This window comes from Nonomuraea bangladeshensis (assembly GCF_039529455.1).
Taxonomy (GTDB): Bacteria; Actinomycetota; Actinomycetes; order Streptosporangiales; family Streptosporangiaceae; genus Nonomuraea; species Nonomuraea bangladeshensis.
In genome coordinates, this window is sequence record NZ_BAAAMV010000027.1 from 1 (window position 1) to 21,876 (window position 21,876).

Consider the following 21,876-nt stretch of genomic DNA (forward strand, 5'->3'; position numbering starts at 1 on the left):
GAAACACCCGGTTACATTCCGAACCCGGAAGTTAAGCTTCTCTGCGCCGATGGTACTGCACTCGGGAGGGTGTGGGAGAGTAGGTCACCGCCGGACAATCTTTATGAAGGGCCCCGACTGGTTCAGTTGGGGCCCTTCTGCATTTCTGCCCCTTGCTGGAGGGGTCTGCGTCCTCTTGCGCGGCAGGTCGGTAGCGTCGGCCGCCGGCTCGCATTGATCGAGAGGTGAGCGCCGTCCTCCCAGTGCTAACCGGTGCCTTCCAGGGTGCGGATGCTGGTGAAGCGGGTCAGGGCCTGTTCGAAGGCTTCGGGGCCGATGGCGATGCCGCCGCTGAACGGGAAGTCGAGCTGGTGGACGAGGAACAGGACCAGGCCGACCAGACCGCCCACGACGGCGGCGACCGTGACGTGGACCTTGCGTACCGGGCTGCCGCAGATGATGGCCGGGAGGAGCACGACGAGGCCGCAGCCGGCCAGGGCCGCCCAGAGGAGCGGTGGGACGCCCGAGGCGGCCATCTGGGCGCGGGCCCGGCGGGCGTCCAGCACGGCCTGGATGCGGCTCATCGCCTGGCTGTAGCGGGTGGAGGCGGCGCCGGTGGCCGGCTCGATGGTCTGGAAGTAGGCGCGCAGCTGCTCGACGTGGCGCCAGGCGCGCGGAGAGAGCGTGTGGTTCTGAGCCATGCGCGGCCACTCCTCGCGGACCACCGTCGTGGCGTAGTCCGTGGCGAGGGTCTGCAGAGTCTGGCGCTGGGTGTCGGGGAGCGAGCGGGAGTACCAGTAGACGTCGGTGAGGTTGCTCGCCTCGGTGGAGGCGGTCTGGTGGGCGGAGTTGACCTGGTTCCAGGCCGCCACCACGACGAGGCCGATGCTGACGGCGAAGAGCGTGCCGACGATTCCGGTGACCGCGCTGCTGCCCTCGCGGAAATCGTGGCGGAGCGGCGCGGCGATGAACCGGTTGGCGTAAAAGGCGACGACGCCGGTGACGGCGGCCGCGGCGGCTGCAATGAGCAGCCCGACGATGACGACGAACAAAGCACCCCACTTTCTGCGCTCTAATGATTACGCAAAGTGAGGTCGCGTCGCTAGACGTGTAGGGTGCCGGACAGCACGGTTACGGCGTTGCCCGCCAGGTGAACGCGGTCTCCGGCATAAGTGACATGGACGATTCCGCCTCTCTTGGACAATTGCGCGCCGACAAGCGAAGCGCGCCCGAGACGGGCCGACCAGTAGGGGGAGAGCGCACAGTGGGCCGAGCCGGTTACGGGGTCCTCCGGGACGCCGACCTTGGGCGCGAAGAAACGGGAGACGAAGTCCGTTTCCGTGCCCCGGGCGGTGACGATGACGCCGCGGGCGTCCACGGCCCCGAGGGCGGTGATGTCGGGGGTCAGGTTCCGTACCGTTTCCTCCGACTCCAGCTCGACCAGCAGATCGAGCTGGCTTATCCCGACGCGCACAGGGGTCGCCCCGAGGGCTTTCTCCAGGCCGGTCGGAAGTGTGACGGGGGTCACCTCCTTCGCCGGGAAATCCATCGTGATCCCCCCGCTCGGGAGCCGATTCACGGTGAGCGTGCCGCTGGCCGTACGGAATTGGATCGGTCCCGTCGCCGCACCGGTCGAATAGAGGACATGTGCCGTGGCGAGGGTGGCATGACCACAGAGCGTGACCTCTACCGCCGGAGTGAACCAGCGGAGCGAATCCCCGTGAAGGAACGCGGTCTCCGAGAGGTTCATCTCGGTGGCCACGCTCTGCATCCAACCGTCGGTAACGGGAGAGTCCAGCAGGCAGACGGCGGCCGGATTACCCTGGAAAGCTGTGCTGGTGAAGGCGTCGACGGTGTAGAGGCGCATGGGGGCGATGGTATCTGGGCAGTGGATATCAAGATGCAACCGGGCTGCAAGCCGTACAAACTGGAATTAGGCCTGGGCGTGTCGCGTGGCGAATGCGGAATCGTCGGTTACCGTCCAATGTGTAGGGACGTGCCGATTACGGTGAGTTCCTGAGGAAAGGACAAGCCGATGGGGGCAGTGCGCAAGGTGGTGAGCTACCTTGGCCTGAGCGGGGTCGATCACTACGACGAGGCCTATGACGACGACGAGCACTACGAGGACGAGTATGTCCCGGCGACCGAGCGGGCAGCTCGGCGGTGGCGCGCGAACGTCGACTCCTCACGCATCGTGATGGTCCAGCCGCTCAAGTACAACGACGCACCGTTGATCGGCCAGCACTTCCGTGACGGCCAGACGGTGATCATGGACGTTTCCGGCATGGCGTTGCCTGAGGCCACCAGAATGGTCGACTTCGCCGCCGGGCTGGCCTTCGGATGCGAGGGGCGGATCGAGCGCATCGCGGAGCGGGTGTTCCTGCTTGCCCCGGCGCATGTGGAGATCGAGACGACATAGTCGGCCGAGGGAGTGCAGTCCGGTTGCCGGGGCGAAGGGCGACCGGACGGGCTGGTGACGGGGTGCTGGGGGCGCCTCGGAATCGGCGACCGGCTTTCAGAACCCGGGTCTGAGGTGATCAGGCCCGGGTTCTTGCTGTTGGGGCCGCATCCGCCGCATCGGTGCCTGGCCGAGGAACGCGGTCAGGTGGGCAGCCCGCCGCCCGTTCGGCCTGATGGGGCCAGACGGCTGGGGGTGGGCCGGGCGGCTGGGGTCCAAGGCGGGTCAGGCGGTGGGGATGGGGCGGCGGGTCAGGCGGCGCGGGGGCCGCGGCGGATGAGGCGGAAGAGTTCGCTGGCGTCCTCGGCGGCCTGCTTGGCGCGGGCGTCGGACTCGCGGGCGTAGGCGTGCAGTGCCCACACCGCGCCCTCGGCCAGCTCCCGCAGCTCGCTGACCTGGCCGGCGACGTACTGGGCGTCGGCGTCGACCAGTTTGCGGCGCTGCCAGAGCTGCCAGCCGGCCAGGCCGATCATGGCGACGCCGGCCGCGGCCAGCAGGGGGGTGATCAGGACGGCGCCGGCGAGGCAGGCCACTCCGGCCACGATCAGCAGGATCGCCGCCCACGGACGGGCGCGCGGTATGACACCCTCCGTGACGATGGACTGCTCGGCCACGGCCAGCGAGGCCCGGTCAGGGCCTTCGGGGCGCAGGTGGATGCGGTGCCCGAGGATCGGCACCGTGAGCGTCTCGGGCGGCTCCAGGCTGCTGTCGGTCTCCAGCTCCTCGGCCACCATCCGCAGGATCGGGGCCGCCACGTGCAGCGCGATCGCCGCCAGCTGCGGGTCGGCGCCGGGGCGGAGGTCGTCCAGCAGGTAGGACACCAGCGAAGCCATCGGCCCCTCGGGACCGCCGGAGCCGATGAGCGAGCGGAGCACGGCCAGCGGCTCGTTCTCGGCCAGGTGCGTGGCGGGGGTGTCGAGCGGGACGCGGGCGTCGGGGCCGGTCTTGCGGGCCGAGGTGATCTCGGCGCACCGGCCGCGCAGCCGGGCCAGCCGGTCGGCGGCCATGGCGGGGCGGGCCAGCTCGGGGATCTCGGCCATCTCGGGGAAGTCGGCCAGCGAGGGCGGCACGACGACCGCGGGCTCGCCGGGGATGAGCGCCTGGATCCACTGCTCGGCGTCGGCGTGCTCCTGGACGGCGAGGGCGTCGAGCTTGCGCAGGACGAAGATCTTGCCGGCGGGGCCGTACGCGCCGCGCGCGGCGGCCAGCCAGAGCGAGCGCTGACCGTGGCTGACCGGCCGGTCGAGTGACAGCTCGCCGAAGGCGGTGCCCAGCCAGGAGGCGTGGATGCGGCTGCCCTGCCCGGACACGGCGAGCGCCAGGCACAGGAACAGCGCGGTGCGTTGCTGGTCGCGGCTCGCGGCCCGGCTCAGCGGCTCCAGCGGGTCGTCACCGGACAGCAGGGCGACCAGGGCCTCGACGGCCGGGGGCAGCCAGTAGCCGGGGACGTCGCGGAAGCCGACCGGGGCGGTGGGCGGCGCCGCGCCGTCGGCGGCGAGGTGCGCCAGCAGTGCCTCCGCGTAGCGATGCACCTCCGTCGCTGCTTGGGGGCTCGCAGTAAGGTCCGTGCTCAAGGCAGAGAACTCCCCCATTTCGGCCTCAGTTCATGACCGCGTAAAGCCTAGCCGTATGGGCGCGCCAACCCGGTGGAGGCGCGCCCACGACGGAACGGGCGGCTTCGAGCCAACTGTGTGTTACATGCGCTCGGGGACAGGGACGCCCAGAAGGTCGAGCCCGGTCTCCAGCGTGCGGAGGGTCAGCGCGCACAGGGCGAGCCGGGAGGCCCGCACCTCGGGTGCGACGTCGGTGCGGAGGACTGGGCACTGCTCGTAGAAGGTGCTGAACAGGCTCGCGGTCTCGAACAGGAAGGCGCACAGCCGGTGCGGCTCGGACTGGGCGGCGACCTGCGCCACCAGCTCGCCGAACCCCAGCAGGTGCAGGCTGAGCGCGCGCTCGGCGGGCTCGCCGGGCGTGATGGCGCCCTGCGCCTCGGCCGGCTCCATGTCCGCCTTGCGGAAGATGGAGCGGATGCGGGCCGTGGCGTACTGCATGTAGGGGCCGGTGTTGCCGGTGAAGCCGAGCATGCGGTCGAAGTCGAAGACGTATTCGCTGTCGTGGCTGACCGACAGGTCGGCGTATTTGACCGCGCCCATGCCGACCGCCCGCGCGATCTCGGCCTGGGTGGCCGCGTCGTAGCCGCGGTCGGCGATGGCCGCCGTGGCGCGTTCGATGGCCTCGTCGAGCAGGTCGGTCAGCTTGACCGACTCGCCGGAGCGGGTCTTGAAGCGGCGGCCGTCCTTGCCGAGCATCATGCCGATCTGGACGTGCTCGGCCGAGACCTCGTCGGGCAGCCAGCCGGCCTGCTGGGCCGCGGCGAACACCATGCGGAAGTGCAGCGCCTGGTCGGCGCCGACGACGTAGAGGATGCGGCCGGCCTTGAGGTCGTGGACGCGGTAGCGGATGGCCGCCATGTCGGTGGTGGCGTAGCCGTAGCCGCCGTCGCTCTTCCTGATGATGAGCGGCAGCGGCTTGTCGTCGGAGCCGGTGAAGCCCGGCGGGAAGACGCAGAGCGCGCCCTCGCTGAGCTCGGCGGTGCCGGACGCCTCCAGGTCGGCGCAGGTGCGCTCCAGCATCGGGTTGTACATGCTCTCGCCGGCGATGTCGGCGTCGGTGAGCGTGACCCCGAGCAGGCTGTAGACCTTGTTGAAGTAGCGGACGGTGGCGTCCATGAAGACGTGCCAGAGCCGCAGCGTGTCGGGGTCGCCGGACTGCAGCGTGGTCACCCGCACCCTGGCGCGCTGCTTGAACGCCTCGTCGCCGTCGAACTTGGCCCGCGCCGCCTGGTAGAACTCGGTGCCCTGGCCGGCTTCGAGCTGCTCGACCGCGGCCTCCTCGCCGATGTCGAGCAGGTGCTCGATGAGCATGCCGAACGGGGTGCCCCAGTCGCCCAGGTGGTTCTGCCTGATGACGGTGTTGCCGACGTGCTCGTGCAGGCGGGCCAGCGCGTCGCCGACGATGGTCGTGCGCAGGTGGCCGACGTGCATCTCCTTGGCCGCGTTGGGCGCGGAGTAGTCGATCACCACGGTCTGCGTGGGCGTGACCGTGCCGACGCCGAGCCGCGGGTCGTCGAGCATGCGCTGGGCCTCGGCGGCGATCCAGCCGTCGTCGAGGGTGATGTTGAGGAAGCCGGGGCCGCTGACCTCGACCGTGCCGGGGAAGTCGGACAGCTCCGCCCTGATCGCCTCGGCGACCTCCCGCGGGGCTCGTCGCAGCCGCTTGGCCAGGCTCATCGCGACGTTCGCCTGGAAGTCGGCGAACTGGGAGGGCCGGATCAGCGGGTCTGCGTCGGCGTGCTCGGCGCCGAACGCGTGCGCCAGCGCCTGCTGGACGCGCTCGGTGAGCACTATCTGCGGGTCGGTCATGTTCTAAGGGTACCGGCGAGCTTGACCGCGACGCTGATCAAAACGGCCGCCCCGAGGCCGACGCCGATGGCGGTCAGGTCGCCTGCGAGGCCGCCCGGTTCGAGGGCGAAGAAGGTCCGTACGAAGGGCAGCGACATCGCGATCGCGAACGCCACCCCCATGGCCCCGACCAGGAGCACCCGCCACCAGGTGAGCGGCCTGGCGATGAGGACGAGCACCCACCACGTGGCCATGAAGAGCGTGATCACCGCCGACGTCTGGTCCTCGATCAGCGTGGAGTCGCCCCTGTGGGCCAGCCAGAACGACACCAGCACCGCGACCGCGCACAGCACCCCGGACGGCACGGCGAAGCGCAGCACCCGGCGGACGAATCCGGAGCGGGCGCGTTCGAGGGTCGGCGCGAGTGCCAGGAAGAAGGCGGGGATGCCGATGGTGAGGGCGTTGACGAGGGTCGAGTGGCGGGGCGCGAACGGGAACATCACCCCGGCGACGCCCACGGCCAGCGACAGCGCGATGGCGTAGAAGGTCTTGGTGAGGAAGAGGTTGGAGACCCGCTCGATGTTGGCGAGCACCCGCCGGCCCTCGCCGACGACGTGGGGGAGGGTGGCGAACTTGTTGTCCAGCAGCACGACCTGCGCGACCGCCTTGGTGGCCGGGCTGCCCGCGCCCATGGCGATGCCGAGGTCGGCGTCCTTGAGCGCGAGCACGTCGTTGACGCCGTCGCCGGTCATGGCGACGGTGTGGCCGCGGGCCTGCAGGGCGGTGACGAACTTGCGTTTCTGCTGGGGGGAGACCCGGCCGAAGACGGCGTGCTCGTCCAGCAGCTCGCCCAGCTTCTGCGGGTCGTCGTCGGGGAGGGTGCGGGCGTCGATGAAGCGGTGGCCGTCGGGGATGCCGAGGCCGGTGGCGATGGCGGCGACCGCCTCGGGGTTGTCGCCGGAGATGACCTTGACCGTGACGCCCTGCTTGGCGAAGTAGCGCAGGGTCTCGTCGGCGTCGGGGCGTACGCGCTGTTTGAGGGTGACGAGGGCGACGGGCTCCAGCGCCGCGGCGGAGCCGTCGCCGGGGTCGGGCAGCCGGTCGGCGCGGCAGAGCGCGAGCACGCGCGCGCCGGTGGTGGCGAGCGCGGCGGCGCGGTCGTAGCCGTCGCCGCTCTGCAGCAGCACGTCGGGGGCGCCGAGCACCCAGGCGCCGCGCTCGCCGAAGTCGGTGCCGCTCCACTTGCGAGCCGAGGAGAACGGCACGCTCTCCCCAGGCTTCCAGCCGTCGGCGGGGGCGGCGTAGCGGTCGCGGATGGCCTGGGCGGTGGGGTTGGGGCGGGGGTCGGCGTGGCAGAGGGCGGCCAGGGCGTCGGTCACGGGCTGGTCGTGGCGGAGCGGCAGCACCTCGTCGAGCTCCATGCCGCCGGCGGTGAGGGTGCCGGTCTTGTCCAGGCAGAGCACGTCGACCCGGGCCAGGCCCTCGATCGCGGGCAGCTCCTGGACCAGGCAGCGGCGGCGGCCGAGGCGTACGACGCCGACGGCGAACGCGATCGAGGTCATCAGCACCAGGCCCTCGGGGATCATGGTGACGATGCCGGCGACCGCGCCGGTGATCGCGGTGCCGAAGTCGACGGAGTTGCTGACCTGGCTGTAGATCAGCAGGGCGCCGATGGGGATGACCAGCCAGGTGATGTACTTGATGAAGTTGGAGACGCCCTCGCGCAGCTCGGAGTGGGCGAGGTGGAACTTGCTGGCCTCCTCGGCGAGGCGCACGGCGTAGGCGTCGGTGCCGACCTTCGTGGCCACGAACGCCCCCGCGCCGGCCACGACGAAGCTGCCCGACAGCACCTGGTCGCCGGGCTTCTTGTGTACGGGGTCGGCCTCGCCGGTCAGCAGCGACTCGTCCACCTCCAGGCCGTCGGAGCGGATCACGTCGCCGTCCACGAGGAGGCGGTCGCCGGGGGCGAGCAGGATCAGGTCGCCGAGCACGATCTCCCGCGGGTGGATCTCGCGTTCGGCGCCGTCGCGGCGCACGCGTACGGGTGCCTCGTTGACGACCGCGAGCTTGTCGAGCGTGTGCTTGGCCCGCAGCTCCTGGATGATGCCGATGAGCGCGTTGGCCACGATGACCAGGCCGAACAGACCGTCCTGCCACTCGCCGAAGATCAGGATGAGCGCCCAGAGCACGCCGATGACGAGGTTGAACAAGGTGAGGACGTTCGCCCTGATGATGGCGCTGAACGATCTGCTGGACCGGCGTGGGACGTCGTTGGGCTTCGCCGCCGCGACTTGGGCAGCAGTGAGCCCGTCAAAGGTGAGCCCGACCACATAACCCCCTGTATCTGTGGATCGGTCTCACACCTTACGGGTTCACCAGAGTCTGTGGGAGCGGTGTGATGTCGCTATTCTGTCGCCGATTCGGGCGACGATCCCATTGGCGGACATATCCGCGGCGAGCTGGCAGGCCGCGCTGATCGCCGGCGCCCGCGAGGAACCGTGGGCTATGACCACGGTGCCGTTCAGTCCGAGCAGCACGGCTCCGCCGTACGCCTCCGCGTCGAGGCGGTTGCGCAGCTCGCGCAGGCGGTTGCGCTGCAGGGCGGCGCCGAGCTTGGCGAGCCTGCTCTCCTCGATGGTGGTGCGCAGCTCGGCGAAGGCGTAGCGGACCGCGCCCTCCATGGTCTTGAGCGCGACGTTGCCGGTGAAGCCGTCGGTGGTGATCACGTCCACCTTGCCGGTGAGCAGGTCGTGGCCCTCGATGTTGCCGGCGAACTGCAGGCCGGGGGAGCTCTGCAGCAGCTCGTTGGCCCGTTTGACCAGCTTGTTGCCCTTCTCGGGCTCGCTGCCGATGGTGAGCAGGCCGATCTTGGGCTCGGTGGCGCCGTGGGCGAGCTCGGCGTAGGCGGCGCCCAGATGGGCGAACTGCACCAGCATCTCCGGTTTGGCGTCGGCGTTGGCGCCGGCGTCCACCAGCAGGGTCGGGCGGGGGAGCGTGGGGAGGCGGACCGCGATGGCCGGGCGCAGCACGTGCTGCTGCGCCTTGAGCCGCAGCCGGCCGGTGGCGACGACGCCCGCCGTGGAGCCGGCCGACACCACGGCGCAGGCGTCGCCGCGGCGGACGAGGTGGCAGGCCACCGCGATGCTGGAGCGGGGGCGGCGCAGGCTGGCGAGCGCGCCCTCGTTCATGGCGAGGGCCTCCTCGGCGCGGACGATCGGCACCTCTTTGGTCGCGTCGTGGTCGGCGAGCGCCTCGAAGAGCACGCGGGGGGAGCCGACGAGCACGACGGCCAGGCCGCGCTCACGGACGGCGTGCACGGCGCCGGCCACGATCTCGTGCGGTGCGTGGTCGCCGCCCATGGCGTCCAGCGCGACGGGCCTGCTGTCGGACAATCGTCACCTCGTACGGCATCTCGCCCGCCGTCACGGCTTGGCCGGCGCGCGGGCTCGGTATGTCCGCATCGAGGGCGAGGCTGCTGCCAGGTTAACCGGCGGGTAAGGGTTGTCGTTCCCCGCGCCGCCGGTCGCAGTCCTTCAGCCGAGGTTCCAGTCGGTCTTCGCCCGGGACACGATGACCTTGGAGAACGCCGACTTCCCGGTCACCCGGATGAGCGGCCCGTCCGCCTGGGAGCCGCCGGTCACCAGCCGCTTGCCGAAAACGGAGCCGCCCTCGTCGACGACGTGGGCGTTCTCGGGGACGCGCACGATCATCTTGCTGAACCAGGCGTCGGCCTCCAGGGTGATCTCCCGGCCGGGGAGCACGGCGTCCGACAGGTCGATGATGAGGGCGCCGAAGCGGGCGGTGAGCTTGGTGTGGCGGGAGGCCACCCAGCGCCCCCGTCGGATGATCTTGCTGAACGTGGAGTGGATGACCTGCCGTTCGACGGCGGCGGGGGCTCCGGAGGCGGTCACCTCGGGAAGGTCCCTGGTCAGGGGGACGAGCTCGCCCATCGTGGTCGCCGAGTAGGCGAGGTCCAGACGGTCGGCGTGCTCGACGCTGGTGAGTCGTCCTGTGGCGAGCGCCTCGCCCAGGACCGCGGCCACCTGGTCGCGGTCGGCGTCCGAGGCGCGTATCGCGGATTCATCGGTCACGACATCGGAGTCTATGACTAATCGCGATATGTCGCGAGTGTTGGTGAAACTGAAGGAAAACTTGGAGCCTGGCGGAACCGTGGGCGTGAGCATGCACGTCTCGGTATTAAGGTCCTTAGACGCGCGAAGAGGTCCTTCGGTTTACGTCCGATCGAACAAAAAAGATGGGAACGGCCTAGTGATCTTGCAACAAACCGGCACGCGGCGCTTCAAGGCGTACACGTCCAAGCATCTCGACGAGCTCCTGCAGCGCGCGGGGCTCGACGACGAGGAACGGCTGAAGGTCCGCGCCGTCGCGACGGTCCTGCCGTTCCGGACGAACGCCTATGTCGTCGACGAACTCATCGATTGGTCGGCCGCGCCCGACGACCCCATATACCGGCTGGTCTTCCCGCAGGCGGACATGCTTCCCGCCGCGGACGTCGCCCGACTGGCCGACCTGATCAAGGCGGAGGCGCCGAACGCGGAGCTCCAGGCCGAGGCCAACCGCGTGCGCGCGCAGCTCAACCCGCATCCCGCGGGCCAGAAGGAGCTGAACGTCCCGAGGATCGGCGACGAGCCGGTGCCGGGCATGCAGCACAAATATCCCGAGACCGTGCTGATCTTCCCCAAGCAGGGGCAGACCTGCCACGCGTACTGCACGTACTGCTTCCGGTGGGCGCAGTTCGTCGGCGACGCGGACCTGAAGTTCGCCTCCGACGACGTCGATCGGATGGTGGGCTACATCCGCCGGCACCCCGAGGTCACCAGCGTCCTCATCACCGGGGGCGACGCGATGATCATGGGAGAGCCGGTGCTCCGGCGCTACCTCGAACCGCTGCTGGAGCTGGAGCAGCTCGAATCCATCAGGATCGGCACCAAGTCGCTCGCCTACTGGCCGCAGCGCTTCACCGGCGATCCCGACGCCGACGACACGCTCCGCCTGTTCGAGCGGACGGTGGCGGCCGGCAAGAACCTCGCGTTCATGGCCCACTTCACGCATCCGCGCGAGCTGGAGCCGCCGCAGGTGCAGGCGGCGGTCGAGCGCATCATCGGCACCGGGGCCACGATCAGGACGCAGGCGCCGCTCATCCGCTCCATCAACGACGACCCCGCCGTCTGGACGTCGATGTGGCGGCGGCAGCTGCGCATGGGGATGGTCCCCTATTACCTGTTCGTCGAGCGCGACACCGGGCCGCAGGACTACTTCGCGGTGCCGCTGGCCCGCGCGTACGAGGTCTTCCGTGACGCGTACGCGTCCGTCTCCGGCCTGTGCCGCACGGTGCGCGGCCCGTCGATGTCGGCCACCCCGGGCAAGGTGTGCGTGGACGGCGTCATGGAGGTCGCGGGGCAGCAGGTCTTCGTGCTCCACTTCATCCAGGCGCGCGACCCCTCGCTCGTGGGGCGGCCCTTCTTCGCGCGTTACGACCCGGAGGCGGTCTGGCTGACGGACCTGCGGCCGGCCTTCGACGAACGTTTCCCGTTCGAACCGGAAGGGGCTCTGCTGCCCTCCTGAGCGGGGGGCGGCGCCCTTGGAAATCCCCGTCATCCGGCCCGCGGCAATTCATTTCGCGTCTCTATTGTTCGTGGGCCGGAAGACGCCATACCACTTGACAGCCGCGTTCACAACCGCCTCTGCAATATCGGAAACAAGACCCTCCTATTTCCCGGTTTGTCTTCCCGCTCAACGCTCTCCCCTTACTCGGTAACCGGCCTGCAAACCCCTGTCACGTGGGCATTCACGCGCCTGGCCCAGTGGTACAACTGCTGGCGTAGCTCAGCCGTGACGCACACGCTCAGTGTGGTGCCCATAGCGTGCACGACGCGGCATACGGGGGTTATCGATTCGCATTTCCACCGCATTCGAGAGCGATCGATCACGAGCCGGGAAGGCAATCATGAATCGAGTAGTCAAGGCGGCGGTAGCCGCTACAGCATTCGGCCTGGCCGCGGCGTTGGCCGCGCCCGCCCAGGCCGAAGCCCTATACGAAACCGCCGGGAACGCGCTCGCCGACGGCCCGGGCGGGGGCCCCGGCGTCGCCGGCGGCAGCCCTGCGGGAGGTCTCCTGAGCGGGCTGACGGGCGGCGGGCTGGCGGGCGCCGCGACCGGCGGGGGGCTCCTGGGCGGCCTGCTCGGGAGCAAGGCCAAGTCGGCCGGCGGCCAGGTCCGCCGCGAGCCGAGCGAGGCCGAGAAGGACGCCATCGCCGCGAGCGGGCGGCGGGGGCCGGTCGGCCGGTCCCAGACGCCGAACTCCGCCGAGGACGCCACGAGGAGGGGCCGGCCGATTCCCGAGCTGTCGCCGATCCGCAGCGGGATCCCGCTCGGCGGCGGCGGCATGACCGAGTCGCTGCCCGTGGTGTCGGGCGCGCGCCGCGCGGCCGCCCCGGCGGCCGGAACCGCCCGACGGATCCAGCCCCAGGCCGCGGCGCTGAACGCGGACGGCGCCGATTACGGGCCGTTCCACCTCGTCACCGGCCTCGCCAAGGACGCCGTGGGCGCGGCGGGCAAGGTGCAGGCCGGCGACATGCTGGACGGCGCCGCCCTGCCCGGCCTGCCCGGACCGTCCGGGCTGACGGGCGGCGGCCTGCCGGTCGGCGGCGTGCACGGGGTCTCCGACCGGACGGTCAGCGAGCTCACCGGCGGCCCCGCGCCGCTGGACGCGCTCGCCGGGCCGGTGACCGGCCTGGCCTCGCTGCCGCTGAACGCGCTGTCGGGAAGCCCGCTGTCGGGAGGCCCGCTGGGCGCGCTGTCCCAGGGCCCTCTGGGCGCGCTGTCCGGCCCGCCGGCGGCCGGGCTGCTGGCCGCGCCCGCGCGTGACTTCGGCTCCCTGCCGGGCGGCGCCTCGCCCGCCGGCCTCGCCCAGGCGGCGCTGCGGGCGCTGCCGTACAAGGGGGAGCAGGCCCCGGTCGTCGGCCGGGCCGCGCCGGTCGGGACGGCGGCGGTGGCCGAGGTCCTGCCCGCCGCCGTACGGCACGCGACCGTGGACGAGCTGGTGCCGCTCGCGGTCGACGCCGCGGACGCCGTCGAGGCGAACGGGGCCGGCGCCGTCCCCGGCTACGGCGACCTGATGGCCGCTCTCGGATGGACCACCGACGCGCTGACGGGCTCGGTGCGGGACACCTGGAATCGCGGCTAGGAAACGCGATGGAGGCGGTGCTGAGCGTGGCTCGCCGAGAGCCGGCGTGGTGGTTCGCGGGCGCCCTGGGTGCCGATGCCCGGGAACCGGTCGTGCCGGCGCAAGGCGGCTTCGTTTCTGCCCCACCCCCAGTGGTCCCCTGACGACGTGATTTCCCCTGGGCCGCAGCAAACGGGCCGGGACGTCGTCGCACTGACGCGGCAGGTCTCCGGGACGCCCTTCAAGGTGCCGGGCGCTCGAAGAGCTGGCGCGCGTGGGTTAGTTACGAGCCTCCCGCGGCGAGCGGGCGGTCTCAATGGCGGGCTCGGGCGGACGCGCCCAGGCCCGGGCTCGGGCAACGCCGTTCTCATGCAGGGCAGCGGCGCCCCCGAGCCCCGCCGCCGGCCCGATCAGGGTCGGCGGCATTCTCATGTCCGGCTCACGTCCGGCTCACGTCGGGGGTCTGCCGCTCGCCGCGGCGGGGTATGTCGGTCGGTCAGGGCAGTCGGACGCCCGTGCGACGGGCGATCTGGGCCTGCAGCCTCGCCATCTGCCAGTGCAGCTCAAGGAGCTGCTCGGCGAGCTGCATCCGCGGGATCTCGGTCACGTCTTCGGTGGCCAGGTGGTCGATCGCGGCCGAAAGCTCTCCCATCGCGCGCTCCCACTCCATCACCGGTCCTTGTCCATCACCGGTCCTCGGATCGAATTGACGTTCGAATCCTATCGGAACCCAGGGCCCGGTGTCAGTCTTTCGTCCCTCCCGTCGCGGGCGTTTCGCGCACAGGAAAGCGCCGCGCCCTTCGCGGGGGCACGGCGCTCGGACCTGCGGTCTCAGTCCTTGTCGGGCTCAGCCCTTGTTGTAGGCGGCGATGACTTCCTTCGGGTCGCCGTCCATGCGGATCTTGCCCTTGTGCAGCCAGATGACGCGGTTGCAGGTCTCCTCGATGACGCGCAGGTCGTGGGCGACGAGGAAGACGGTGCCGGCCGACTCGCGGATCTGGCGGATGCGCTCCTCGCTCTTCTTGCGGAACTCGCGGTCGCCGGTGGCGAGGGCCTCGTCGATGAGCAGGACGTCGTGGGTCTTGGCCGAGGAGATCGCGAAGCGCAGGCGGGCGCCCATGCCGGACGAGTAGGTCGACATCGGCAGCTGGACGAACTCGTCGATGCCGGAGAAGTCGACGATCTCCTGGTATTTCTCCCGGACCTCGGCCGGCGTCATGCCCATCGCGTAGCAGCCGAGCACGATGTTGCGCTCGCCGGTGAGCTCGCGCATCAGGGCGGCGTTGACGCCCAGCAGCGAGGGCTGGCCGTCGGTGTAGACGGCGCCCTCGTGCGGGGGCAGCAGGCCCGCGATGGCGCGCAGCAGCGTGGACTTGCCCGAGCCGTTGCGGCCCACGATGCCGATGGCGTCGCCGTGGTAGGCCACGAACGTCACGCCCTTGACCGCGTGGACCTCTTTCATCTGCGGGCGGCCCTGGCGCTTGAGAATGCGCGTGAGGGCGTTGACCGCGTTGCCCTTCTCGGCGTCGGAGGCCGCGCCGTAGACGCGGTAGACGATGTGGAGGTCGTCGACGATGACGGTCGGCGTGCCCGTGGGGACGTCGAGTGGCGCCTTGCCCGCGGACTTGGCGGCGGCGGGGCGCGCCTTGGCGTCCTTGGGGACGGCGGGCTTGTCGCCCTTCACCTGCTGCAGCTCCTTGGTCTCAGCCACGCCCGTACCTCTCCTCGGCCCGCCAGAAGTACCAGAAGCCGAATCCGAGCGCGAACACCGCCCAGAATACGCAAGACATCCACACCATTGTCGGGGGGTGGTGCCCGAGCTCGGGGTTGTGGCTCTTGATCAGGATCTCCCGCATCCACTCGATGTAGGAGGCCGCGGGGTTGAGGTACATCACGTCGGCCACCCACTGGGGGAGGCCGGCCGAGCCCACGACCTTGGCCTGGATCGAGAAGAAGACGCCCGAGGCGTAGAGCCAGGTGCGCGTGATGAACGGCAGCAACTGGTTGAGATCGCGCATCGAGGCGCCGAGGCGGGCCACGACGAGCCCGGCCCCGATGTTGAACATCGTCTGCAGGAGGAGCACCACCGGGATCATGAGCCAGAACCAGGTGGGGAACTCTCCGGTGGCGACCACGAGCACCAGGAGCACGCTCATCGAGATGGCGAGCTGCTGCAGCTCCTGGATCGTGTAGGCCAGCGGCAGCGAGGCGCGCGGGAAGTGCAGAGCCCGGATCATCGACAGGTTGCCGGTGATCGACTTGGCGCCCGCGGTGACCGTGCGCTGGGTGTAGGTGAAGATGAACATCCCGGTCAGCAGGAAGGCCGGGTAGTTCTCGATGTTCTTGCTGCCGCCCAGGATGAGGCCGAACATCAGGAAGTAGATGGCGGCGTTGAGCAGGGGGGTCAGCACCTGCCACAGCTGGCCCAGCGTCGAGTTGGAGTACTTCGAGACGTTGCGGGAGGTCGCGTACGTCAGGATGAAGTGTCGCCGCTCCCACAGCTGGCGCACGTAGACAGGGAACCTCGGCCGTGCGATGGCACGGCGAAGCCCGTATCTCTTGGCGAGCTTGGCCAGCGGCTCCCCGCTCCGGCCGCCCGCCTGGGCGTCCGCTACAGCGGATTCCGGCTGGCTCATGGCAAGGACTCTATTGGATCCGGGTCGGTGGGGTGCCTGTCACGCTGGACCGTGACCGGCAGACTGTTGGACGGTGTCTCGGGGCGCCGGGGTTCCAAGCCACCGCCAAGACCTGTTCAACCGTAGCCCAGGAGGGGCGGGCGATGGTGGCGGAGGCACGAGCAGTCTTGGCCAGGGGGTAATTTTCATCGTCTGTTCAGGTCCAGGTCCAACCGGTACTGGGCTCTTTGTACGATTTACCACAGATCGCACCGATTGTCTGTGACGGTTGATAGGCGGACGTGTGACCGAACTGCAACGCGCCAGAGACTCGCTGGTGGCAAGTAGTAAGGGATAGTCGCGATCGACTGGCAGGGCGTACGGCTGGCTTGACCTGGTCGGCCAAACCCGGGGGGGATACCAGGACTCCCCCGTCAGGCTGCTCACGAACACGCAGCTCAGCGCTGTACGCCCACTGTAGAGGGAGGATTTTTCTTTACCATGCGTGTTACTAAGGGCGCACAGATCGTCGCCGGTACCGCGCTGCTCGCCCTCGCGGTTGCCGCGTGTGGTGGCGGTGCCTCGGAGAGTGGCACTGCCGCGAGCGGCGGCGCCGAAACGCCGGTCCGCATGGAGCTCGGTGAGCCCCAGGAGCTCCTGGTGCCGTCGAACACCACGGAGTCCGAGGGCTCGGAGGTCCTCGCGGCCGTGTTCGAGCCTCTCGTCACCTACGACGAGAACAAGAACGCCGTCGAGGCCGCGGCCGAGTCGATCACCAGTGATGACCAGAAGGTCTGGACGATCAAGCTCAAGTCCGGCTACACGTGGCACAACGGCGAGCCTCTCGTCGCGCAGAACTACGTGGACGCCTGGAACTACGCCGCCAACCAGGAGAACGCCCAGAGCGCCGGCTACTTCTTCGGCCGCGTCGAGGGCTTCGCCGACCTCAACCCGGGTGAGGGCAAGTCGGTCACCGCCAAGGGCATGAAGGGCCTGGAGGTCGTGGACGACACGACGTTCAAGGTCACCCTGGCCGCGCCGTTCTCGCAGTTCAAGACGATGCTCGGCTACACCGCGTTCTACCCGCTGCCCAAGGCCGCCTTCGGCCCCGACGGGAAGATCACGCAGCAGTTCGGCGAGCAGCCCATCGGTCAGGGCCTGTTCAAGCTGGACAAGCCCTACAAGAAGGGCACCGACCAGAGCATCGACATGACCGTGTACGACAAGTACCCGGGCAAGAAGCCGAGCAACTGGACCAAGCTGCAGTTCAAGCTCTACACCGACTCGGATGTCGCCTTCAACGACCTGATGGCCGACAACCTGGACATCCACGACTCGCTCGGCCCGGCGGCGATCGCCCAGGCCAAGTCCTCCCTCGGTGAGCGTTACCAGGACCAGCCGGACGCCGGCGTCGGCTACATCGGCGTGCCGCTGAAGTACAACGACGAGCTGAACAAGGTCGACGTCCGCAAGGCCATCTCGATGGCCATCGACCGCAAGACCATCGCCGAGACGGTCTTCTCCGGCACCCGCTCCCCGGCCGACGACTTCATCAACCCGGCCATCGCGGGCTACCGCCAGGGCGCGTGCAAGGCCTGCACGTACAACCCGGCCGAGGCCAAGAAGCTGTACGAGTCCGCCGGCGGTCCCAAGACCCTGGAGATCGGCTACAACGCCGACGGTCCGCACAAGGAGTGGATCGAGGCCGTCGCCAACAACCTCCGCGCCAACCTGGGCATCGACGCCGTCGCCAAGCCCTTCGAGAAGTTCGCCAGCATCCTCGACGAGCTGGACGCCAAGAAGTACAAGGGCCTGTTCCGCATGGGCTGGGCCATCGACTACCCGTCGGCCGAGAACTACCTGTCGCCGATCTTCAGCACCGGCGCCATCGCGACCGGCTCGAACTACGGCGGCTACTCGAACAAGAAGTTCGACGACCTGATCGCCCAGGGCGACCAGGCTCCCTCGGTGGAGGAGGGCCTGAAGTTCTACCAGCAGGCCGACGACATCCTCAACGAGGAACTGCCGTACATCCCGGTGTACTTCTACCGGAACAACTCCGGCTACTCCAAGATGGTCAAGAACGTCCACATCAACCTGCTCAACCAGGTCGAGTGGGCTGACGTCGAGAAGGTCTGACGTTGTTCCCGGGGTGGGCGCGGACGCCGCGCCCACCCCACAGGGGTAAGCGAGGAGGCGGCTCCCCGGCCGAAAACCCATAAGGTCAGGGGGGTGGCCTTCTTCGCGTGTACGGGAGGCTTATATGGGCCGTTACATCATCAGGCGTCTGCTCCAGTCGATCCCCGTGTTGTTGGGTGCCACCCTGCTCATCTTCGCCATCGTCTTCGCGCTGCCCGGCGATCCCATCGCGGCGCTGGCGGGCGAGAAACGGGCGGACCCCAACATCGTCGCGATCCTGCGCGAGCAGTACCACCTCAATGATCCGCTGTTGCTCCAGTATTGGTACTACATCAGCGGTGTGATTTTCCGCGCGGACTTCGGCGTCACCTTCGCCGACGTGCCCGTTTCGCAGATCATGGCGGGCAAGTTCCAGGTGACGCTCAACCTGGCGATCACCGCGCTCGTCATCGAGGCCCTCATCGGCGTGGGTCTGGGCCTTTGGGCGGCTCTCAAGCGCGGCAAGGCCATCGACACCATGATCCTCGCCTCGACGCTGCTGCTGATCTCGGTGCCGACGCTCGTGTCCGGCTTCGTGCTGCAGTTCCTGCTCGGCGTACGGCTCAAGCTGTGGACGGGGCTCGACATCTTCCCCATCGCGGGCATCACCGAGGGCTTCCGCAGCTATCTGCTGCCCGGCTTCGTGCTCGCGGGCGTGTCGATCGCGTATCTGACCCGGTTGACCAGGACCAGCCTGGCCGAGACGCTGCGCGCCGACTACATCAGGACGGCCACCGCCAAGGGCCTGCCCCGGCGGCGGGTCGTCGGCAGGCACGGCCTGCGCAACGCGTTGATCCCGCTCGTCACGTTCCTGGGCGCCGACCTCGGCAACCTCATGGGCGGAGCGGTCATCACCGAGAGAATCTTCAACCTGCCGGGCATCGGCAACCAGCTCTTCATGTCGGTGTACCTCAGGGAACAGCCAGTCGTGGTCGGCATCGTGACCATCCTGGTCCTGATCTACATCTTGGCCAACCTGGCCGTGGACGTGATGTACGCAGTGCTCGACCCGAGGATCCGCTATGAGTGACATTCGACCGGGCGGCCCCGTCATCGCGCCCGAGGAGACCCCCGCACCGAGACCCCACAAGAAGGAGAAGGCGGCCAAGCCGGCCAGCCTGTGGTCCGACGCCTGGCACGACCTGCGCCGGCGGCCGATCTTCATCATCTCGCTCTGCATCATCGCGGTGCTGGCGCTGATGGCCCTCTGGCCGTCGCTGTTCAGCTCGGTGGACCCGTTCAACGCCCGCACCTGCGAACTCGCCACCGCCCGTCAGGGGCCCAGCGCGGGCCATCCGTTCGGCCGCGACAACCTGGGCTGCGACCTGTACGCCCGCACCATCTACGGCGCGGCGAACTCGCTGATCATCGGCATCAGCACGACCATCTTCGCCGCGCTGATCGGCGGGCTCATGGGCCTGATCGCCGGGTTCTTCGGCGGCGGCGTGGACAGCGTGGCCTCCCGGGTCACCGAGATCTTCTTCGCCATCCCCAGCATCCTGGGCGCGCTGCTCATCGGCTCGACCTTCCGCGACAGCGGGTGGGGCATCTGGCTGGTGGTGGCCGCGCTCACCATCCTGGGCTGGCCGATGACGTTCCGGATCATGCGGGCGGCGGTCATCACGGCCAAGTCGCAGGACTTCGTGGTCGCGGCGAGGGCGCTGGGCGCCGGGCCGATCCGGATCATGTTCCGGCATCTGCTGCCCAACGCGCTCGCTCCCGTGATCGTCGTGGCGACGATCAACCTGGGCGGGTTCATCGCGGCCGAGGCCGCGCTGTCCTACCTGGGCGTGGGCGTGCAGCCGCCGGAGATCTCGTGGGGTCTGATGATCGCCGACGCGCAGCGCCGCTTCCTTGAGGCGCCGTTGCCGCTGATCTTCCCGGCGGTCTTCCTGAGCATCACGGTGCTCGCGTTCATCATGCTGGGCGACGCCGTACGCGACGCGCTCGACCCGAAGCTCAGGTAGAAGGGGGGACCGAACAGTGAGCAGGACGTCAGCGGACGTGTTGCCGGTCGAGGGAGGACTCGGCAACGAACCGCTGCTCGCCGTCGACAACCTGCACGTGGAGTTCCACACCCGGGCGGGGATCGTACGCGCCGTGAACGGCGTGAGCTACACGGTCAACCCGGGTGAGACACTGGCGGTGCTGGGCGAGTCGGGCTCGGGCAAGTCGGTGACCGCGCAGGCGATCATGGGCATTCTGGACATGCCGCCCGCGCGCATCCCCAAGGGAGAGATCCGCTTCAAGGGCACCGACGTGCTCAAGCTGTCGGAGGAGGCCCGCACCCAGGTGCGCGGCCAGCGCATCGCCATGATCTTCCAGGACGCGCTCTCCGCGCTCAACCCGGTCTTCACCGTGGGCTGGCAGATCAGCGAGATGTTCCGGGTGCACCGGGGCATGTCCAAGGGCGACGCCATGAAGAAGGCGGTCGAGCTGATGGACCGGGTCCGCATCCCGGCCGCCAGGCAGCGCGTCAACGACTACCCGCACCAGTTCTCCGGCGGCATGCGGCAGCGCATCATGATCGCGATGTCGATCGCGCTCGACCCCGAGGTGCTCATCGCCGACGAGCCGACCACGGCGCTCGACGTGACCGTCCAGGCGCAGATCATGGAGCTGCTGGCCGAGCTGCAGCGCGAGAGCCAGATGGGCCTCATCCTGATCACCCACGACCTCGGCGTCGTGGCGGACGTGGCCGACAAGATCGCCGTCATGTACGCCGGGCGCATCGTCGAGAACGCCCTCGTGCACGACATCTACCGGGCGCCCGCCCACCCGTACACCAAGGGTCTGCTGGAGTCGATCCCCCGGGTCGACCAGAAGGGCCAGGACCTGTACGCGATCAAGGGCCTGCCGCCCAACCTGCTCGAACTGCCCAGCGGGTGCTCGTTCAACCCGCGCTGCCCCTACCGGCAGGGCAACTGCGAGACCGACGTCCCCCCACTGCATCAGATCAGCGGCACGCGCGGCAGCGCCTGCCACTACTGGAGGGAGGTCCTCGATGGCGATCGGTGAGAAGATCCTCGAGGTGCGTGACCTGGTCAAGCACTTCCCGCTGACCCAGGGCATCCTCTTCAAGCGGCAGATCGGCGCGATCAAGGCCGTGGACGGCGTGTCGTTCGACCTGCACAAGGGCGAGACGCTGGGCATCGTGGGCGAGTCGGGCTGCGGCAAGTCCACGCTGGCCAAGGTGCTGATGGCGCTGGAGCGGCCCACGTCGGGGTCGGTCATGATCAACGGCCGCGACATCGGCAAGGCCAAGGGCGCCGAGCTCAAGCGCATGCGGCGCAACATCCAGATGGTCATGCAGGACCCGTACACCTCGCTGAACCCCCGGATGACCGTCGGCGACATCATCGGCGAGCCGTACGAGATCCACACCGAGGTCGCGCCCAAGGGCGACCGGCGCAAGAAGGTGCAGGAGCTGCTGGAGGTGGTCGGGCTCAACCCCGACCACATCAACCGCTACCCGCACCAGTTCTCGGGCGGCCAGCGGCAGCGCATCGGCATCGCCCGCGGGCTGGCGCTCCAGCCGGAGATCATCGTGTGCGACGAGCCGGTGTCCGCGCTCGACGTGTCGATCCAGGCGCAGGTCATCAACCTGCTGGAGCGGCTGCAGAACGAGTTCGGGCTGGCCTACATCTTCATCGCGCACGACCTGTCGGTGGTCCGCCACATCTCCGACCGGGTCGGGGTGATGTACCTCGGCAAGTACGTGGAGCTCGGCAAGGACACCGAGATCTACGACCGGCCGGCGCACCCGTACACGCAGGCGCTGCTGTCGGCGGTGCCGGTGCCCGACCCCGAGGGGCGGGAGCAGCGGGAGCGCATCATCCTCCAGGGTGACCCGCCGTCGCCGGCCAACCCGCCGTCGGGCTGCCGGTTCCGTACGCGGTGCTGGAAGGCGCAGGAGATCTGCGCCGAGGAGGAGCCGCTCCTCCAGATCCGGCCGGGCACGGCGCACGAGAGCGCCTGCCACTTCGCCGAGACGCACGACGTGGTCCACGTCAACTGACGCCGTCCGGCGTTCGGAGAAGGCCCTCCCCTCGCGGAGGG

18 protein-coding genes and 1 rRNA gene are annotated in these 21,876 nt (G+C 69.3%); 9 read left to right on the forward strand and 10 right to left on the reverse strand.

From position 1 onward, the window contains the following. Window positions 1–96: ribosomal RNA gene (gene rrf, locus ABD292_RS48180) — 5S ribosomal RNA — on the forward strand; the annotation flags it as partial. 149 nt (window positions 97–245) lie between these two features. Here rrf and ABD292_RS48185 read toward each other — a convergent pair. Beyond that, complete coding sequence (locus ABD292_RS48185) at window positions 246–1,031, reverse strand: bestrophin-like domain (RefSeq protein WP_344220115.1); 786 nt, start codon at window positions 1,029–1,031, stop codon at window positions 246–248. 50 nt (window positions 1,032–1,081) lie between these two features. Then, the gene (locus tag ABD292_RS48190; protein ID WP_344220117.1) at window positions 1,082–1,846 is read right to left on the reverse strand and encodes a PhzF family phenazine biosynthesis protein; all 765 of its coding nucleotides are present in this window, start codon (window positions 1,844–1,846) and stop codon (window positions 1,082–1,084) included. Window positions 1,847–2,014: 168 nt separating this feature from the next. Here ABD292_RS48190 and ABD292_RS48195 point away from each other — a divergent pair, with 168 nt between their 5' ends. After that, complete coding sequence (locus ABD292_RS48195) at window positions 2,015–2,398, forward strand: cell division protein SepF (protein WP_020546507.1); 384 nt, start codon at window positions 2,015–2,017, stop codon at window positions 2,396–2,398. Window positions 2,399–2,688: 290 nt separating this feature from the next. Here the strand turns inward: ABD292_RS48195 and ABD292_RS48200 are convergent, their stop codons facing one another. The 5 genes from ABD292_RS48200 to ABD292_RS48220 form a co-directional block, all read right to left on the reverse strand. Beyond that, window positions 2,689–3,969, reverse strand: coding sequence for a hypothetical protein (locus tag ABD292_RS48200; RefSeq protein WP_344220119.1), 1,281 nt, complete (start codon window positions 3,967–3,969; stop codon window positions 2,689–2,691). 162 nt (window positions 3,970–4,131) lie between these two features. Beyond that, window positions 4,132–5,859, reverse strand: a complete 1,728-nt coding sequence (gene argS, locus ABD292_RS48205) for an arginine--tRNA ligase (protein ID WP_344220121.1) — start codon at window positions 5,857–5,859, stop codon at window positions 4,132–4,134. Further along, on the reverse strand, window positions 5,856–8,048 hold the full coding sequence (locus ABD292_RS48210; RefSeq protein WP_344220123.1) for an HAD-IC family P-type ATPase: 2,193 nt from the start codon (window positions 8,046–8,048) through the stop codon (window positions 5,856–5,858). The genes argS and ABD292_RS48210 overlap by 4 nt, the downstream gene beginning before the upstream one ends. 162 nt (window positions 8,049–8,210) lie before the next feature. Beyond that, on the reverse strand, window positions 8,211–9,230 hold the full coding sequence (plsX, locus tag ABD292_RS48215; RefSeq protein ID WP_344220125.1) for a phosphate acyltransferase PlsX: 1,020 nt from the start codon (window positions 9,228–9,230) through the stop codon (window positions 8,211–8,213). Between the two features lie 141 nt (window positions 9,231–9,371). After that, on the reverse strand, window positions 9,372–9,929 hold the full coding sequence (locus ABD292_RS48220) for a DUF1707 SHOCT-like domain-containing protein (RefSeq protein ID WP_344220127.1): 558 nt from the start codon (window positions 9,927–9,929) through the stop codon (window positions 9,372–9,374). 178 nt (window positions 9,930–10,107) lie between these two features. On the opposite strand from ABD292_RS48220, the gene ABD292_RS48225 reads away from it, so the two are divergent. Together ABD292_RS48225 and ABD292_RS48230 are read left to right on the forward strand one after the other, a co-directional pair. Continuing rightward, window positions 10,108–11,424, forward strand: a complete 1,317-nt coding sequence (locus ABD292_RS48225; protein ID WP_344220129.1) for a KamA family radical SAM protein — start codon at window positions 10,108–10,110, stop codon at window positions 11,422–11,424. A 382-nt stretch (window positions 11,425–11,806) separates the two neighbouring features. Beyond that, complete coding sequence (locus tag ABD292_RS48230) at window positions 11,807–13,045, forward strand: hypothetical protein (RefSeq protein WP_344220131.1); 1,239 nt, start codon at window positions 11,807–11,809, stop codon at window positions 13,043–13,045. A gap of 475 nt (window positions 13,046–13,520) precedes the next feature. Here ABD292_RS48230 and ABD292_RS48235 read toward each other — a convergent pair whose 3' ends face one another. From ABD292_RS48235 to ABD292_RS48245, 3 genes are all read right to left on the reverse strand, one after another. Beyond that, window positions 13,521–13,676, reverse strand: a complete 156-nt coding sequence (locus tag ABD292_RS48235) for a hypothetical protein (RefSeq protein WP_329589229.1) — start codon at window positions 13,674–13,676, stop codon at window positions 13,521–13,523. Between the two features lie 195 nt (window positions 13,677–13,871). Continuing rightward, window positions 13,872–14,735 carry an ABC transporter ATP-binding protein gene (locus tag ABD292_RS48240; RefSeq protein ID WP_344220133.1) on the reverse strand — a complete coding sequence of 288 codons (864 nt, stop codon included), beginning with the start codon at window positions 14,733–14,735 and terminating at the stop codon, window positions 13,872–13,874. Further along, window positions 14,728–15,660, reverse strand: a complete 933-nt coding sequence (locus ABD292_RS48245) for an ABC transporter permease (protein ID WP_344220135.1) — start codon at window positions 15,658–15,660, stop codon at window positions 14,728–14,730. The genes ABD292_RS48240 and ABD292_RS48245 overlap by 8 nt, the downstream gene beginning before the upstream one ends. A 609-nt stretch (window positions 15,661–16,269) precedes the next feature. Here ABD292_RS48245 and ABD292_RS48250 point away from each other — a divergent pair. The 5 genes from ABD292_RS48250 to ABD292_RS48270 all read left to right on the forward strand — a co-directional run bounded on the left by ABD292_RS48250 (window position 16,270) and on the right by ABD292_RS48270 (window position 21,835). Beyond that, complete coding sequence (locus ABD292_RS48250; RefSeq protein WP_344220137.1) at window positions 16,270–17,778, forward strand: peptide ABC transporter substrate-binding protein; 1,509 nt, start codon at window positions 16,270–16,272, stop codon at window positions 17,776–17,778. Window positions 17,779–17,902: 124 nt separating this feature from the next. After that, a complete protein-coding gene (locus tag ABD292_RS48255; protein ID WP_329589237.1) occupies window positions 17,903–18,847 on the forward strand; it encodes an ABC transporter permease in 945 nt (314 codons plus the stop codon). Continuing rightward, complete coding sequence (locus ABD292_RS48260) at window positions 18,840–19,784, forward strand: ABC transporter permease (RefSeq protein ID WP_344220139.1); 945 nt, start codon at window positions 18,840–18,842, stop codon at window positions 19,782–19,784. Before ABD292_RS48255 ends, ABD292_RS48260 begins: the two co-directional genes overlap by 8 nt. Before the next feature lie 16 nt (window positions 19,785–19,800). Beyond that, entirely contained in the window at window positions 19,801–20,835 is a 1,035-nt protein-coding gene (locus ABD292_RS48265) for an ABC transporter ATP-binding protein (protein ID WP_344220141.1), read from the forward strand. Next, window positions 20,822–21,835: an ABC transporter ATP-binding protein gene (locus tag ABD292_RS48270; protein WP_344220143.1), complete on the forward strand. Its 1,014-nt coding sequence runs from the start codon at window positions 20,822–20,824 to the stop codon at window positions 21,833–21,835. The genes ABD292_RS48265 and ABD292_RS48270 overlap by 14 nt, the downstream gene beginning before the upstream one ends. Window positions 21,836–21,876 lie beyond the last annotated feature (41 nt).